Annotated in this window: 15 protein-coding genes; 4 read left to right on the top strand and 11 right to left on the bottom strand. The window is 57.2% G+C overall.

Annotation, left to right across the window (positions count from 1 at the left end; translation table 11 throughout):
* Window positions 1–398: hypothetical protein (locus R6T97_RS17060; protein ID WP_410350480.1), on the top strand; the 398-nt coding region annotated here is incomplete at its 5' end.
* Here R6T97_RS17060 and puhC read toward each other — a convergent pair.
* From puhC to bchF, 10 genes are all read right to left on the bottom strand, one after another.
* Window positions 353–769 carry a photosynthetic complex assembly protein PuhC gene (gene puhC / locus R6T97_RS17055; protein ID WP_410350479.1) on the bottom strand — a complete coding sequence of 139 codons (417 nt, stop codon included), beginning with the start codon at window positions 767–769 and terminating at the stop codon, window positions 353–355. The two genes, R6T97_RS17060 and puhC, sit on opposite strands and share 46 nt — an antisense overlap.
* 47 nt (window positions 770–816) lie before the next feature.
* Window positions 817–1455 (bottom strand): photosynthetic complex putative assembly protein PuhB, encoded by a 639-nt coding sequence (gene puhB / locus R6T97_RS17050; RefSeq protein WP_410350478.1) that lies wholly within the window; start codon window positions 1453–1455, stop codon window positions 817–819.
* A 73-nt stretch (window positions 1456–1528) separates the two neighbouring features.
* Complete coding sequence (gene puhA / locus R6T97_RS17045) at window positions 1529–2287, bottom strand: photosynthetic reaction center subunit H (protein ID WP_410350477.1); 759 nt, start codon at window positions 2285–2287, stop codon at window positions 1529–1531.
* 19 nt (window positions 2288–2306) lie between these two features.
* On the bottom strand, window positions 2307–3737 hold the full coding sequence (locus R6T97_RS17040) for a PucC family protein (RefSeq protein WP_410350476.1): 1431 nt from the start codon (window positions 3735–3737) through the stop codon (window positions 2307–2309).
* Entirely contained in the window at window positions 3734–4426 is a 693-nt protein-coding gene (bchM, locus tag R6T97_RS17035; protein WP_410350475.1) for a magnesium protoporphyrin IX methyltransferase, read from the bottom strand. Before bchM ends, R6T97_RS17040 begins: the two co-directional genes overlap by 4 nt.
* Window positions 4426–5322, bottom strand: coding sequence for a ferredoxin:protochlorophyllide reductase (ATP-dependent) iron-sulfur ATP-binding protein (gene bchL, locus R6T97_RS17030; protein WP_410350474.1), 897 nt, complete (start codon window positions 5320–5322; stop codon window positions 4426–4428). Before bchL ends, bchM begins: the two co-directional genes overlap by 1 nt.
* A gap of 37 nt (window positions 5323–5359) precedes the next feature.
* Window positions 5360–8905, bottom strand: coding sequence for a magnesium chelatase subunit H (locus R6T97_RS17025; protein ID WP_410350481.1), 3546 nt, complete (start codon window positions 8903–8905; stop codon window positions 5360–5362).
* Window positions 8895–10418, bottom strand: a complete 1524-nt coding sequence (gene bchB, locus R6T97_RS17020) for a ferredoxin:protochlorophyllide reductase (ATP-dependent) subunit B (protein ID WP_410350473.1) — start codon at window positions 10416–10418, stop codon at window positions 8895–8897. Before bchB ends, R6T97_RS17025 begins: the two co-directional genes overlap by 11 nt.
* Window positions 10415–11698, bottom strand: coding sequence for a ferredoxin:protochlorophyllide reductase (ATP-dependent) subunit N (locus tag R6T97_RS17015; RefSeq protein ID WP_410350472.1), 1284 nt, complete (start codon window positions 11696–11698; stop codon window positions 10415–10417). Before R6T97_RS17015 ends, bchB begins: the two co-directional genes overlap by 4 nt.
* Window positions 11695–12195 (bottom strand): 2-vinyl bacteriochlorophyllide hydratase, encoded by a 501-nt coding sequence (gene bchF, locus R6T97_RS17010; RefSeq protein ID WP_410350471.1) that lies wholly within the window; start codon window positions 12193–12195, stop codon window positions 11695–11697. Before bchF ends, R6T97_RS17015 begins: the two co-directional genes overlap by 4 nt.
* A gap of 274 nt (window positions 12196–12469) precedes the next feature.
* Here bchF and R6T97_RS17005 point away from each other — a divergent pair, with 274 nt between their 5' ends.
* Both R6T97_RS17005 and ppsR read left to right on the top strand, forming a co-directional pair.
* Window positions 12470–13267, top strand: a complete 798-nt coding sequence (locus R6T97_RS17005) for a B12-binding domain-containing protein (RefSeq protein ID WP_410350470.1) — start codon at window positions 12470–12472, stop codon at window positions 13265–13267.
* A 35-nt stretch (window positions 13268–13302) separates the two neighbouring features.
* Window positions 13303–14733 carry a transcriptional regulator PpsR gene (gene ppsR, locus R6T97_RS17000; protein WP_410350469.1) on the top strand — a complete coding sequence of 477 codons (1431 nt, stop codon included), beginning with the start codon at window positions 13303–13305 and terminating at the stop codon, window positions 14731–14733.
* A gap of 22 nt (window positions 14734–14755) precedes the next feature.
* On the opposite strand, the gene R6T97_RS16995 is transcribed toward ppsR, so the two are convergent.
* Complete coding sequence (locus R6T97_RS16995; RefSeq protein WP_410350468.1) at window positions 14756–15307, bottom strand: ActR/PrrA/RegA family redox response regulator transcription factor; 552 nt, start codon at window positions 15305–15307, stop codon at window positions 14756–14758.
* A 192-nt stretch (window positions 15308–15499) separates the two neighbouring features.
* Here R6T97_RS16995 and regB point away from each other — a divergent pair, with 192 nt between their 5' ends.
* Window positions 15500–16903 carry a sensor histidine kinase RegB gene (gene regB, locus R6T97_RS16990; RefSeq protein WP_410350467.1) on the top strand — a complete coding sequence of 468 codons (1404 nt, stop codon included), beginning with the start codon at window positions 15500–15502 and terminating at the stop codon, window positions 16901–16903.
* Window positions 16904–16932 lie beyond the last annotated feature (29 nt).

Here is a 16932-nt window from a genome sequence, read left to right as displayed (position 1 = left end):
ACGCGGTCGGTGCGCTCGCATGGCCGGGTTGGGCGGCGGCGCCGCCGGTGCTGGTGCGCAGCGGCGAGGTCGATTGCCTGTTCGGGCATCCGGCGCCGCCCGCCGAGTTCGTGCCGCTGCGACCGGGCGTCGCGCGGCTGGACGGGCACGTGCTCCCGGTGCCGGCGGCGACCGCCGTCGAGGTCGGCGGTCTGTGGACCCTGGCCGTTCCGGCCCGGGCCGAGCTCCAGGCCTTCGCCGACGAGCACCTCGGGCGCGGTCTGTGCAAGGTGCGGTTTCCTTCTCTCTCAAAAATAGTCCCATGTGAGTTCCCTTTCACATCAAGTGCCGGGTGGCTAACCCGCGCTCGGTTTCAGTCCAGCAGCTTTGCAAAAGCGGCCACGTTGTCTTTACCATAGCCTATCAGTTCCACCCGTAAATCGGTGGTATCATCGATTATGGCGATATTGCCGTTTTCACGGCGGATGACGGTAATGGGCGCGTTGAACGGCAGGTCATGCACAAAGCGTTCTCGGTCGATGACCCGCCCAATGACACCGATAAAACCGCCCTTGTGATCGGCCGACGACGCAATCTGCGTGCCATCCAGGGTCGTTACGGTGTAGGTGCCGGTCCGATCACCTTCCATCACGATTTCAAGCGATTGGACGACCGGTGCTTCGACCAATACGCCCCTGTTTGGTACGTCAAACCATTGGGCATAGGCCACAATGGCAAGGCTTGCGGCCATCAGGGCAAACATGCCCTGGATGAGAAACCGAGGGACCATTTCTTTGTCCCGGTGACGCATTTGTTGTTCAAGCTGAGACATGGTTCTTACTCCGCTGCGACGGCAGAGCCGTCTTGTTGACCAACACGTTCCAAACGTGGTTCGGAAATCCGCGTCTCTGCCGCTTCAGCAAAGAGACGGGCGACGTCTTCGGCATCCGGGATGCAGCGCAGCGCCGGCTGGGTCCGCGCCATGCGCCACGGCCGGACATGCGGCCAGGACATGAGGTACGAAATACGTGTTTCGCCGATCAGTTCAAACGCCAAAGTGCCATGACCAGATGGCTTAAGATCCAGTTTCGCGGTTCCGATCCATGTATAGGGCAGGTTCAGCGTCATCGTCAGCGCCGCGCCGATCCGCATCGCCACACGCTTGTTTGTCAGGGTGTAAACGGTGGAACGGGCCTGCACATAGGCGATCCCGTAAAGGATCGCACAGGCCAGAATGCCTGACAGGAAGAACGGCACACCATGCATCAGCGCGATGCCGAAGGGCAAATCTGCGGATGAAACACCGACACGCCAGAAGACCAGCAACGCAAAATACGCCGCCACCCAACGCACACCCAAGGCCTCGCGTGCCAGACGCCACGGATCAGGGGCGCCCTGCCACAAGATATACTCTCCTTCCGGCAGTTGCTCTGGCAGCCCCCTGACAGGTTCAAAGTTAAAGTCGTCATGGCTCATGGCGTATTCCCTCTTTTTGCCGTTGCGGTCCCGGTGGCGAACCGGGAACGCTGATTTTCTTCATCTAACCAGATCAGGAGGCGTACAACGTACCGCCAGCGTAATACGCCATGATCTTCTCTTCCTCGAGCAGGGTGACCTGATCAGGGCTTTTGATTGTCGGCACGTTTTCCCAGTTATTTTCCATCAAGGACCGCACGACAACGCGGTTTTGCTTGATCACCGCCATGGTCATGGGGATCAGGCGTGTTTTACCTGTGCCTTCGGGGTTCAGATCAACGGTCAGGAAGCGGACCAGTTGCTCTGGCACGTCGACCCACATGTCAGTGATGCGACCCACGACTTCTCCGTCGCGTCCAACCACAGGCTTGCCGCGCGGATCACGACCGGCAGATACCTTAAAATCTTCCAAACCGGACATCGGCTTGATCTTGACGTGGCCATGCGCATCAAGCTCGGGCTCATCCCGGCGCGGTGCCCAGGATGCAGGGCCGACGCCGTCAACCATCGGATCACCTGTCGGAATCCAAGGAGAACCGGTTGAGACGGAAGACTGCGCCAGTGCCAAGCCATCACGCATCTTGCTGTCTTCGTATTCACGCGAAGGCACTGTCAGCTCACCACGACCATCACGCAGTTTGAAGGTCTTTTCCTTTGGCAATGGAAACAGGCTTTCGTTCGCAGGAACGCCATCGTCATCGTCACGCAAAGGATAGCCTTCACGCATGTTTTCGGTTTGCAGGTAATAGACAAGCCCCGCAAAGAAGATCCAGAAGAGCCAAATTGCTGCGCTCGCCAGATCAAAGTCTCCAAAAAAGGTTACACCAACCATTTTATTTTCCTTTCGGTGGTTAGGTCGGGAAATCTGCCAATCCCAGCTTGGCAGACCCCCGCGTGTTAATGGGCCGTAGCCGCACAAGCGGCCCCAGCACAATCAGTGTGAGAAATAGAAGGCCAATTTCGGTGTGATAAACGACCGAATAGCCAGTGGCAGGCGTGGCGAGCGCCTCTCCCAGGGTGCCGTTCCCAGCGGCATGGTTCACGAGATCACGCACAGTGCCCCCGATAAAGATGGACAGCCCGGCACCGGTGGCTTGCGCAGCCCCCCACGCACCAAGGGCCAAACCACGACCGGCATAGCCGGTGGTGGGCATTGTCATGGCAGCGGTCAGGGTCGAAACACCGAAAAGGCCGCCTCCGAAACCGATAAGGCCCGCACCGATGTAAAACAGGACAGGCGATCCGACCGGAGCCGAAAAGATCACCGCGCAGAATGCGAGGATGCCGGCAAGGATGCCGCGTGCACACATGCGGTAAGGATCCATGCCATTGGCCAACCAGCGTGCCGCGAAACCGAATGCAATCAGCGCACCACCGGCCCACATAGCCGTCAGCAATGTCGTTGCAGAAACGGACAAGCCTAGAATTTCACCGCCATAAGGCTCCAACAGCACATCCTGCATGTTGAAGGCCATCGTTCCAATAAACACGACCGCCAGCAAACGCCCTGCATCACCACCCGCCGCCAGATCTTTCCAAGCGTCACGGAACGTCGGCGATGCTTCGGCGCGTTGGGCCTTGGTCATCGGCTTGACCTTTTCCTGCTTCCACAGGGCAATCAGGTTCAGCAAGAGCGTGACAACCGCCGTGCCCTGCACGACCTGCACCAGACGCAGTGCGGAATAGTCACGCAGTAAAGCGCCGATAATGATGGCCGCAAAAGCCATACCCACAAGGTTCATCACATAAAGCAGGGCGACGACCTTGGGCCGTGTATCCTCGGTTGCACGATCAGCGGCCAGCGCCAGACCAGCGGTCTGCGTCATGTGCATGCCAAAACCGGTCATCAGAAACGCCAGTGCGGCACCAACATAGCCTGCTATCGGGAAATCGAGAGTCCGGTCACCCGAAAGCACGAGCAGCGCCATCGGCATGATCGCCAATCCGCCGAACTGCCACATCGTACCCAGCCAAAGGTAAGGAATACGTTTCCAGCCGATCGCAGACTTGTAGTTATCAGACTTATAACCGACCAATGCGCGCAAAGGTGCGACCAGAACCGGCAAGGCAATCATCGTAGCCACCAGCATCGCGCCGATATTCAGCTCAACAATCATCACACGGTTCAACGTGCCGAGCAGCATGACAGCGGCCATACCCACCGATACCTGAAACAGCGACAGGCGTAGCAACTGTCCCAGCGGCAGATCATCACTGACCGCATCGCTGAACGGCAGCAGGTCTACCGATATCTTTTTGAGGGATGATGCCTTGAAGATCACGATTTGCCCCCCTCAAAGACCAACGCATTCGAGATATAGAAACCCGACTTCACGCGCTCCACATCGACCAAGCGCCCTTTTACATCCGCATTGCGCAAGGCATGTGCGATACCCGCAGTGGTCTGCGGTATCATCGTCGGGCTACGGTCTGCGCGTGGAAAAAGCTTGCCCACACGCCACATCGCCATCAGGGCCGGTGTGCGCGGGGGGAGGGTAAACACAAACTTGCCATTGATCCGCGGGCTGGCCTTGCCAAGCAGCGCGGCAATATCGGGCGCACTGTAATAGATCATGGAATCCATCGCGAGCGCATGATCGAAAACACCGCTTGTGGCCTCCAGCATATCACCGGCAACCCATGTGATATGTCCAGCCAAATTTGCAGGCATCCGCTGTTCGGCAATCCCGACAAGGGCCGGAGAGATATCAACAGCGACCACATCAGCCCCGCGCCGGGCCAATTCCACAGCCATCGCACCCGTACCACAGCCGGCATCCAGAACGCGCGCACCGCGCAAATCTGCAGGCAATTGCGCCAACATCAGCGCACGCATCTTGTCACGCCCCGCACGCACCGTGGCCCGCACGCCAGACACTGGCGCGTCAGAGGTCAGACGCTCCCAGACCTTGGTCGCGCTGCGGTCGAAATAGTGTTCGACCCGGTCACGTGTGGCGGCGTAGCTGGTCATCAATCAAACCCGAGCAATTCAAAGATTTCACGATCAGGCAAAGACTCGGGGGCCAAAGGCTCTGTTCCGTTCCAAAGCGTTTCGGCCAGGCGCATGTATTCCTTGCGGACCTGTACGACTTCTTCATCGTCGGGCATCTCGAACAGCGTCTTTTTCTTCAGACGGCTACGGCGGATGGCATCCAGATCGGGCATATGTGCGATGCGGTTGAAGCCCACCGTTTCACAGTAGCGGTCGACCTCATCGGTGTCCTTGCTGCGATTGGCAACACAACCCGCAAGGCGGACCTTATAGTTCGATGATTTCGCCTGCACCGCAGCAATAATCCGGTTCATCGCATAGATGCTGTCAAAGTCGTTGGCGGTGACGATCAGCGCACGATCCGCATGCTGCAGCGGGGCCGCAAATCCGCCGCAAACAACGTCACCCAGAACATCGAAGATCACGACGTCGGTATCTTCCAGCAGGTGGTGCTGCTTGAGCAGTTTCACGGTCTGCCCGACAACATAGCCACCGCAGCCGGTCCCCGCTGGCGGGCCTCCGGCCTCGACACACTTCACGCCATTGAAGCCGTCAAATATAAAGTCTTCTGGACGCAGTTCCTCGGAATGGAAATCAACATCCTTCAGAATATCGATCACCGTCGGTACAAGGGTGCCTGTCAGCGTGAACGTACTGTCATGCTTGGGGTCGCAACCGATCTGCAATACCCGCTTGCCATGCATCGAAAACGCGGCGGACAGATTTGATGACGTGGTTGATTTGCCAATCCCGCCCTTTCCGTAGACAGCAAAAACCTTTGCGCCCTCGATCTTTGCGTCTTCCGGCTGATGGACCTGAACGGACCCTTCGCCATCAAGACCCTTGAGGTTCGGAATATCATCTCTGGGGCTCATGGGAGCCTCCTTTCCATTATGTTCATTTCGGAAAGAGTCATTCTGCCGCGACCCCTTCCATGCGATCTTCCAAGGCATCCGCTGCATCCTGCAACGCCGCCAAAGTGTCTTCGTCCGGTGCCCAATAGGCACGATCCGATGCCTCGAGCAGGCGGTTCGCCATCCGCATCGAAGCCTGTGGATTGAGCGCCGCAAGCCGGTTGCGCATCTCTTCATCCAGCACGAATGTCTCGGACAGACGCTGATAAACCCACGGCTCTACCTCGCCCGTCGTTGCAGACCAGCCCATTGTATTGGTGACTTGTGCCTCGATCTGGCGGACACCTTCGTGGCCGTGGTTCAGCAGGGCCTCGTAGAACTTCGGGTTCAGGCTGCGGCTACGCGTTTCCAAAGCAACCTGATCCTGCAACGTGCGCACCTTGGCGGCACCCCGCGTCTGGTCACCGATGTAAACCGGCGCGCTTTGGCCGCCTTTGGCGCGCTTAACGGCGCGTGAAATGCCGCCGAGCGTGTCAAAGTAATGGTCAACGGTGGTCACGCCCAATTCAACCGATTCAAGGTTTTGATAGGCCAGATCCACGTCTTTCAGCGCTTTTTGCAAAAGCACGGGGTTTTGAGAGGCCTTGCCGTTCACACCATAGGCAAATGATTTGCGCGCCTCGTAAGCGTCTGCCAGTTCATCTTCATCCCCAAAGGCCGAACTATCGACCAGTTGGTTCACGTTGGACCCGTAGGCGCCCTCTGCATTGCTGAAGACCCGCAGTGCCGCCGTTTCAAGGTCACAGCCCATCTCTTGGGCGTAGGCAAGCGCATGTGTCCGGACAAAGTTCTGCTCCAGCGGCTCATCGGCCATCGCGCATTTCAACGCCGCCTCGGCGAGCATCTTGGTCTGTAACGGCAGCAAGTCGCGGAAAATGCCGGAAAGTGTCATCACCACATCAATGCGGGGGCGACCGAGCTTCTCCAGCGGGATCAAATCGGCACCGGCCAAACGACCAAAACTGTCAAAACGTGGCTTGGCACCCATCAAGGACAGCGCCTGCCCGATCGGGCCACCGTCAGACTTGATGTTGTCCGACCCCCAAAGCACCAGCGCCACAGTGCGCGGCAGGGTCGGGTGCGTTTCCAGCAACAGGTCTGCTTGCTTGGTCCCTTCGGACATCGCAAAGGCGGTCGGCATGCGGAACGGATCAAATGCGTGGATATTGCGGCCCGTCGGCACGATCTGCGGCGAACGGATCAAATCACCTCCCGGGACAGGTGGAATGAAATGCGCTGACAAGGCCCGCATCAGCGCAGGCAGCTCGTGGTCTTCCTTTAGCAACTCTGCTGCGCGGTCCGCAGCTTCACCCTGCGGCATCAACCGGATCATATCGGCTCGGGCCGCGCCCGACAGCGGCTTGCCGACGACGTGCAGACCTTCGGTGATCAGGGACCCTTCGGTTTCCAGCAGTTTCAGCCACAGTTTGCCGATGTCGCGGGCGTTCATATCGACCGCATTCGCCTGATCGCGGATAAGCTGTTCGAGGTCCGCGCGATGATTATCGTCCGCTGGCATCTCGCGCCAGCGTGTCAGGCTGTCTTTCAACTCGGCCAGACCCTTGTAAAGTCCGGCTGTCGTCAATGGCGGGGTCAGATGGGTAATCGTCACAGCATTGGAGCGGCGCTTAGCCAGCGTTGCTTCAGACGGGTTATTGGCCGCATAAAGATAGACGTTCGGCATTTCGCCGATCAGCCTGTCCGGCCAGTCGCGTGCGCCCAGTCCGGCCTGCTTGCCCGGCATGAACTCCAACGCGCCGTGCATCCCGAAATGCAGCACGACATCGGCAGAGAACGTATTGCGCAGCCACAGATAGAAAGTCACGAAAGCATGGGTGGGGGCAAAGCCTTTTTCAAAGAGCAACCGCATCGGATCGCCCTCGTACCCGAACGCGGGCTGCACCCCGACGAAGACATTGCCAAACTGCTGGCCCAAGACATACACGCCCCGTCCGTCAGACTGGATCTTGCCCGGGGCGGGGCCCCATGCGGCCTCGACCTCGGCCAGATGCGGGCTGTTGCGCACGATGACATCAGCATCGACATGGGCCGCGACATTGGCCTCTTGCCCATATTGCGCGGCATTGCCTTTCAGGATCATTGCGCGCAGATGATCAACCGTTTCCGGCACGTCGACGGTATACCCATCAGCTTTCATGCGGGTCAGCGTGTTGAACAGGCTTTCGAATACACTCAGGTATGCAGCGGTTCCGACGGCACCCGCATTTGGCGGGAACCCGAACAGGACAACGCCAACTTTCTTTTCCGCATTCTGCTTGCGGCGTAGTTTCGCAAGACGCAGTGTCTTTTCGGTCAGGCTTGTGATGCGCTCGTAGCATGGCGCCATCGCCTTGCAATCCGACTTTGCATCGCAAGCTGCCGAACAACCGTTGCACCCGTCGGCACCATGGCGACCGGCGAAAACAGTCGGGTTCGTCGCACCGTCAATCTCTGGCAAGGCGACCAACATCGTTGTCTCGATCGGGCCAAGGCCCTGACCGCTTTGCGCCCACTGACCCAAAGTCTGGAATTCAAGCGGCTGGGCGGCAATGTAGGGAACATCCAGCTTTTCCAGCAAACCGACAGCGGCTTCGCTGTCATTGTATGCAGGCCCGCCGATCAGCGAGAAACCGGTGAGCGAGACCATGGCATCGACGCGTCCCTGAAAATAGTTTTCCACCGCCGGACGCCCGTCAAGCCCACCTGCAAAGGCAGGTATCACACGCATGCCCTTTGCCTCGAACGCGCGGATCACCGCATCATAGTGGGCACAGTCGGACGCAAGGATATAGGACCGCAGCATCAACAAGCCCACTGTCGCGACAGGTGCGGCAGGAGCCGGAAGATCATTCAGGTCGGTGACAATATGGTGATCCGGCAGGTCTGGATGATAAAGCCCGACATCGGGGTATTCGATCGGCAGATCGGCCTCGGCCCCCTGCCAATCGGGACGCGTGGCATAGCGACCGATCAAAAAACGGATCATCTGTTCGACGTTGTCGTCAGACCCGCCCAGCCAGTATTGCATGCACAAGAACCAGGCACGCAGATCTTGCGCCTTGCCGGGGATCAGCTTCAGGATCTTGGGCAGACGGCGGAGCGTCTTCATCTGCTTGGCACCGCTGTCGGCAGACGCCTTGGATGATCCACGCAGCTTTTTCAGCAGGGCCATCGCGCCGCTGGCAGGCTTGGACATATCCAAGTCACCCATGCGGGTCAGCTTGACGATTTCGGCATCCGCGATCACACCCAGCACCGCATCGCAGTGGTCGCGGCGTGCCTGCATCGCGGGTAGTATCGCCTTGACGTGTTCCTCGAGAAACAAGAGGTTTGCGATAATCACATCGCCCTGCGCCACGGCCTCTTTTGCGCGCGCCAGTGCTTGCGGGTTCTCGGACCATTCAGCAGCCGCAAGAACCTGCACCTCAAGACCGGGAAAATCTGGGGCCAAACGGGCCGATACGCGCAATGCTGGACCGGCCGCATGTGCATCCAGCGTGACGATCACCACACGGTAGGGTTTATGGATCACCTCATCGCGCATAATGGGCCTTTGCTTCATACAGGGTATCCAGACTGATCTCTTGCAGCCCTTTTTCCATCGCGAATGTTTCGGTATTCCGGCGGGCCTTGCCGCGCACGAAGAATGGAATTTTCTTCAATTCCCGCTCCGCGTCCGACAGCCAGATGACATTGGCATCCTGCGGCAACGGATCTGCGGCCGGCGCATCATCTGCCTTGGCTTTCGCCTTGGCACCATGGTGGCTGGGGCCTGCGTCATCATGGAATTCAAAATCATCACGGAACATAGTCAGCAGATGTTCCTCAAGGCCCATGACAAGCGGATGGATCAGCGTATCGAAGATGACATTCGCACCCTCGAATCCCACTTGTGGGGAATAGCGCGCAGGAAAGTCCTGCACATGTACCGGTGCAGAGATCACAGCGCAGGGAATACCCAGGCGCTTGCCGATATGGCGCTCCATCTGGGTGCCGAGGATCATTTCGGGGCTGAGCTTTTCAATCGCGGATTCGACCTCCAGATAATCATCCGTGATCAGCGCCTCGACACCGTATTCCTTGGCCAGCGCCCGAATGGGCCGCGCCATTTCACGATTATAGCAACCGACGCCGACAACCTCGAAACCCATCTCGTCGCGGGCAATTCGCGCATGGGCGGCGACATGGGTGCCGTCACCGAAGATAAAGACCCGCTTGCCTGTCAGATAGGTGCTGTCGACGGACCGCGACCACCACGGCAGACGCAGGCGGCTTTCGTCGATATCGCCGGAGACACCAGAGATTGCGGCAACCTCCTTGATGAAATCACGCGTCGCGCCAACGCCGATCGGGACGACTTTGGTGAACGGCTGACCGTGGCTCTTTTCGAGGAACCGCGCCGCAGCCTCACCCGTTTCAGGTGACAACAACACGTTGAAGTGCGCCGCTGGGAGGCGCGCAATATCAGTCGGTGTTGCATTCAGCGGGGCGACGACATTTACGTCGATACCCATCTCGGACAAAAGTCCGGTCAGTTCTTCCACATCGTCGCGGGCACGAAAGCCCAGCGCGGTTGGCCCGAGGATGTTGCAGGTGACACGCGCGGTCCGCTCTTGCGGTTTGGCAAGATGCTTGACGATCTGATAAAATGTCTCGTCCGCGCCGAAGTTTTCCTTGCGGCTATAGCTGGGCAGCTCCAGCGGAATGACCGGAATGGAAAGCCCCATGGTTTCCGCCAAGCCTGCAGGATCATCCTGAATCAGTTCAGCGGTGCAGGATGCGCCGACGATGATCGCTTCGGGGTCAAACCGGTCCACCGCATCATGACAGGACTTCTTGAACAAGGTCGCGGTATCCGCACCCAAGTCCCGCGCCTGAAAGGTCGTATAGCTGACTGGCGGGCGATGATTACGCCGCTCGATCATGGTGAAGAGCAGGTCAGCGTATGTGTCACCCTGCGGGGCATGCAGCACATAGTGCAGACCCTTCATCGCAGTCGCGACGCGCATTGCACCAACATGGGGCGGGCCTTCGTATGTCCAGACAGTCAGTTTCACTCGGCTGCCTCCATTTGAAGGATAGCCTTGCGGCGCAGTGGACGCGAGAAGAGACCGGCAAGATCACCAGCCTGTTCGTAGAAATGCACCGGCGTAAAGACCAGTTCGATAGCCCATTTGGTTGAAAGGCCTTCCGCCTCCAACGGGTTGGCAAGGCCAAGGCCACAGACTGTCAGATCGGGGCGGGCGGCGCGGACACGATCAAGCTGCTTGTCTACATCCTGACCTTCGGAGATTTGCGGACCAGCAGGAAGCAAATCCAGATCGGGGCCATGCAGGGCATCGTGGATGTAAGGGCTTCCGACCTCGACAGCGGTCATACCACATTCACGGGTCAGGAAACGGGCCAGCGGAATTTCAAGTTGGCTGTCAGGAAAGAAGAACACAGACTTACCGCGCAAGGCTTCAGCCGCTTGTGCAATCGCCTTGCGCGCACGGGCGCGGGGGGCGGCGGTGACCGCTTCAAAGGTTTCTTCGCTGACACCGAATTCATGGGCGATAACGCGCAACCAAGCGGTCGTACCTTCGTCACCAAACGGGAATGGTGCTGCCAAATGACGGGCGCCGCGTCGTTCAAGCGCGGCATGGGTATCACCCAAGAATGGCTGGGTCAGCGCAAAGACGGTGTTTTGTCCAACTGCGGTGGTATCATCGATACGACGTGCGGGCAGCAGCCGGATCGGGCCGATACCCATATCACTCAGCAGCGCAACCATCTGATCCTCGACCACATCAGGCAGCGCACCAACGACAAGAAGTTCCCGCGCCGTCGTATCTTTGAGCACAGGAACCATGGAAGCAAGGCAGGCATCCTCACCTTCGGTGAAGGTCGTTTCGATCCCCGAACCTGAATAATTCAGCACGCGGACATGCGGCGCATGGACCTGGCTCAAGCGTTCTGCGGCGCGGGCCAGATCAATCTTGATCACCTCGGACGGGCATGACCCGACCAGGAACAGCTGGCGGATGTCAGGACGACGCGAAAGCAGCTTTTCAACTTCGCGATCCAGTTCCTGATGCGCGTCGGCCATACCAGCCAAGTCCTGCTCCTCAAGAATCGCCGTGCCGAATCGGGGCTCGGCAAAGATCATGACGCCAGCAGCAGATTGCAGCAGATGCGCACAGGTCCGGGACCCCACGACAAGGAAAAAGGCGTCCTGCATTTTGCGGTGCAACCAGATGATACCGGTCAGTCCGCAAAATACCTCGCGTTGGCCGCGCTCCTTGAGAACAGGCGCTGTGCGGCAACCACCATTTGTGGGGGGCAATGGAATATTCATACGCGTGCCTCCGCATCCAGTCTCGCAAGACGCAGCTTCCAGACGAATTGGGCGGCGTTGATGACGTAGGCGGCATAAGCGGCCAGCGCCAGATACATCAGGCCGACAGGGGCCAGCGAAGCCGTGTAGAGCGCAAAAACATATAATAGATGCAATGCGATAACAGCGAAGCTGAACACATCCTCCCAAAAGAATGCAGGGGCAAAGAGGTATTGTCCAAAGACCACTTTTTCCCAGATTGCACCTGTCACCATGATTAACAGCAAAACACCGGTTTTGATCACGATCGAAAGGGTTGCGGCATCGTATCCGGAACCGGTCATCAGGTACCGCAGCACAAGACCCAGCGAAATCAGGAAAACAAGAAATTGAAAGGGCGCCAGAAGACCCTGGACAAGGGTCCACTTCGTTGCATCACGACGGGCCCTTTCGGAGTCAGAATAAAGGCGCCGGCCAAGCGCTTGCACACTGGATGTGTTCGTGATGGTGGTGGCCATGTGAGTAGTCCCCGACAGTTTCTTAAAACAAGTTTAGGTGGCAAACGATACATGTGTCAACTTTAACTTACACTTTTGGATACACTAATTGCCGCAGGGAACAAGTTGACCAAAACTATCTATTGCCCTTTATTTTATAGGAATTCATGTATATTCAACTATTGTGTGCTCTGGCTATGTCAATTTTCTTTGACATTCGACCACCCACAAACGACAATGCGACAACTGCTGTAAAAGACGCCTTTAGGCATTGATTCAGTCAGAGGACCCATGGATGGCCAATCGCCAGAACTTTGACGCCAGGAAGAAAAGTGCTGTGCAAGAGGCACGGCCAGATTCAACAAGGCGCCGGGTTGCGGCGACTGTTGTTGATGATATCCGGTGCAATGTTGAAGACGAGCTTTTCGCGATATTGAAGGCGGCGGTGCTCAACCCTGATCCACAGGTTTGCAGAAAAGCCGTCAGATCATCAGTGACACAAGGCACGCGGCCGGAAGACCTCGCTGATTTCTATATTCCTGCGATTGCCCGTGATCTAGGTGATCTTTGGTGCGAAGATCAGCTTGGCTTTGCCAACGTCACGATTGGCGTATCACGCCTGCAGGCGATGATGCGCGAGCTGGGTCCGAACTGGGCAAGCGATAACGCCTCCAACCCTGCGGCACCGTCAATTCTGTTGATCGTATTACAGGATGTTTACCATACACTGGGCGCCATTGTGCTGACCAGCCAATTGCGGCGAAAGGGGTATTCTGTGAAACTTCTTCTCGGTAGTAGTGCCGAGGTTATTGCACAACGCATTTTGCGCACTACGTATAATTGCGTTTTTATATCATCCTCGCGTGGCGAAACGCTCGAATCGTTACGCCGGGTCATTGATGCTATGAAAACCTCGATGAACAATCCGCCTCCTGTGGTGGTCGGTGGCTCCATTCTGGAAGTCGAGACTGAAGAAGACATAACGGCGCTCACAGGGGCTGACTATGCGACAAGAATACCGAGCGAGGCCCTGAGACTTTGCGGCCTACAAGACATGACGCTGGAAGCGGTACGCGCCAATGGCGGGACCTGAACCATGAAGGCGTTTCTCAAACACAGGCAATTGCTATGAGCTCTCGCGGGACTAAATATTGGAATAGTGGTGCGATCCCGCTGATCGCCCCTGAAATTCTTGGCGACATCATTGCGGAAGTCGCAGATGTAGGCGTTGTCATTTCGGAAGCCGGGGCAATTCTGTCAGTGCTTGTGAACCCTGCAAATGACGCTTTTCGCCAACTGGAACGCTGGGAAAACAAGGACATCCGCACAACACTCACGATCGAGAGCGTTTCAAAGTTTGAAAGCCGCCTTGCCGAGTTCCTTTCCAAAAAAGCAAAGGTCCGCCCGGTTGAGCTGAACCACACCGACAACGATAATCATTGGGAGATCCCCGTCCGCTACAGCTTCCACCGCATCGGACCCGATGGGGCCATTCTTTTGCTGGGGCGCGATCTGCGGCCGATTGCAGAGATGCAGCAGCAGTTGGTCAAAGCACAGCTTTCATTAGAGCGTGATTACGAGACGCAGCGCGAATACGACACGCGGTTCCGCGTTCTCATGGAAAACACGACCGAAGCGGTCCTTTTTGTATCGGTTTTGACCGGTGAAATCACGGAGGCGAATTCCGCTGCCGTCGCACTTGTCGGTCGTCCTTTGGAAAGCCTGATCGGCGGTCAGCTTTCTGAGTGTTTTGAGGGCAGCAAACGTGGCAACGTGGTTGATGCGCTTGCGTCACAAGCCATTTCGGACGGCAACAAGAAAATAACCGTCAGCTTGCGCGGCAATGGCGACAAAATTGAAATTTTCCCGAAACTCTTCCGCGCCGCCGGAGAGCGGATTCTGCTTTGCCGTCTTGTGCCGGAAGGCCAGAATGACACGCGCACCGATGATCTGAGCAAGAATCTTCAGGCGCTATTTGCTGCTGGCCCCGACCCAATGGTCTTCACGTCGGATACTGGTGATATCCTGTCTGCCAATGACGCTTTCCTCAACATGATTGATGTCGCCCATGACATCAACGTGCGTGACCGCAGTCTTGCCGATTATCTGCAGCGCGGCAGCGTCGATTTCAAAGTCATGGCAGAAAATGCCGGACGTGCCGGGCGTATGCGGAACTATGCGACAAAACTGGCCGGTGAGTACGGCAGCCCGCGCGCTGTGGAAATTTCGGTGACCAGAATTATGGCAGGTCAGGATACCGTCTTTGCATTCGTCTTGCGTGATGCCAGCCGCACGGAGATGAAACCATCACGCAACAAGCACCCCACCAGCGACGAGAACATGCGCTCTGTCGTTGAGCTGGTCGGCAGCGCGACGTTAAAGGATATTGTCGCTGAAACCACGAATGTCGTGGAAAAGATGTGTATCGAAACCGCAGTTAAATTGACGATGAACAATCGTGTCGCCGCAGCCGAGATGCTGGGCCTGTCGCGCCAGTCGCTTTATGTGAAACTACGCAAGTTTGATTTGCTTAGCCGTGACGCTGACGACAAAAAGTAACGCCAAGGCCCTGACTGCGCCGCTAACGCGGGCTGCGCTTGGCCAGGATGCGCTGCAAGGTCCGCCGGTGCATAGATAAGCGCCGTGCGGTTTCAGACACATTGCGATCGCACAGCTCATACACCCGCTGGATATGTTCCCAACGCACGCGATCCGCGCTCATCGGGTTTTCGGGTGGTGGTGGCAACCCGTCAGTCAAAGCGAGCAAGGCATTTGTCACATCTGTCGCATCCGCAGGCTTGGCCAGGTAATCCGTCGCCCCGATCTTGACAGCCGCGACAGCCGTAGCGATCGCCCCATAACCCGTCAGGACGACGATCCTGGCATCAGGACGGCGGGCGCGCAAGATTTCAACCACATCAAGGCCGTTTCCGTCCTCAAGGCGCAGGTCAATAACCGCGTAAGCGGGCGGGCGGGCCGTTGAAATAGCCTTGCCAGCGGCAACGGACCCCGCCATTTCAACTTCGAAGCCACGCTTTTCCATCGCTTTTGCAAGCCGACGCAAAAACGCTTCGTCATCGTCAACAAGGAGAAGGCTTCTATCTTCACCCAGATCCAACGGCTCGCTATTCATTTTTCGACCTATCGTTGTTTCCTGCTGAGACTTAGGCTTGGAAAGCGCCCCGTCAACTTGGGCGCCGTGATACTTGGTTGGGCGTACCGGGCGCGCCGCCATTGACCGGACATGCGCAGTCAATCAAGTCGCATTGATCATTGCACTATTCAGCTTATCCTTAAGCGCATTCACGGGATCGGATATCACGAAATGGCGACCACAGACTTTGAGCTGCTGAAACAGCAAAAGCGCAGCAACTGGATCCGGTTGCGCACTCTGATTACCTTGCGTTGGTTTGCAATTGCCGGGCAATCGATAACTATCTTTGTCGCTGTTCGCTTCTATGGCATTGATATCGCGGTGACTGCGGCTGCGCTCGTGATCACTATCGCGGTGATCGCCAACATCAGCTCCTACTATGCCTATCCCACAAACAAACGTCTGTCCGAAGTCGAGGCCACCCTTTGGCTTGTCTTCGATATCGTTCAACTGACTGTACTGCTGTTTTTGACCGGCGGCCTGAACAATCCATTTGCGATGCTGGTTTTGGCACCTGTGACCATTTCAGCGACCGTCCTGCACATCAGAAGCACGATTTTTCTGGGCCTTACGGCGATCTCGCTCATCACCATTATCAGCCGGTACAACCTGCCATTGATCAATGCCGACGGCGCAGAGCTGGTTCTACCTGTGCTCTTTCAATTCGGATTTTGGGTCGCTTTGCTGATCAGTCTGGTGTTCCTTGCGCTTTATGCGCGGCAGGTGACATCTGAAATGAACGATATGAACGCGGCCCTTTTGGCAACGCAACTGGCACTGTCACGCGAACAGAAACTCACCGACCTTGGCGGCGTCGTTGCCGCGACAGCGCATGAACTCGGCACGCCACTGGCCACGATCAAGCTGGTCAGTAGTGAGCTCATGGAAGAATTGCAGGACAGGCCCGATCTTCTTGAAGATGCAGAGCTTATCCGGTCACAGGCCGACCGCTGTCGCGATATCCTGCAGTCCATGGGGCGCTCTGGCAAAGATGATCTGCACCTGCGCTTCGCGCCCATCGAAACGGTCATCCGTGAAGCCGCAGAACCGCATCTGGACCGCGGAAAAGATGTTGAATTCACGATCCTGCCGCAAGACGGTGCCAGCCTGACGCAGCCCAGCATCGAACGGCGCCCGGAAATTATTCATGGTGTCCGTAATCTTGTTCAGAACGCTGTCGATTTTTCGCGCTCGCGCGTCATGATCGAAATTACGTGGTCGGATGACAGGGTTACCGTGCAGATTGCAGACGATGGTCGCGGGTTTCCGCCCTCCGTGATTGGCCGGATTGGTGACCCTTACGTAAAACGCAGGCGCCTTTCCGAAGATGGTGCCAAGCGCCCCGGATACGAAGGGATGGGTCTTGGGCTTTTTATTGCAAAGACGCTGCTCGAGCGGTCGGGCGCAAGGCTGGATTTTTCAAATAGCCGCAGGCATGGCCATGCAAGCTGGACAGGTCAGGCCACCGGTGGCGCGATCGTCGACGTAAGCTGGCCTCGCAGATTGCTGCAAACAAGACAACAAGCCGAAAGCGCGCCTTTAGGGAAAAACCAGCCAATCGCAACTTGGCCATAAAGCTGCCTCTGATCTTAAGCCTGCATTAA

The sequence above is a fragment of the Yoonia sp. genome (assembly GCF_046498525.1).
In the GTDB taxonomy this organism is placed as follows: Bacteria; Pseudomonadota; Alphaproteobacteria; order Rhodobacterales; family Rhodobacteraceae; genus Yoonia.
The sequence above is the reverse complement of the archived record's forward strand: the minus strand, read 5'-3'. Positions and strand labels throughout refer to the sequence as shown.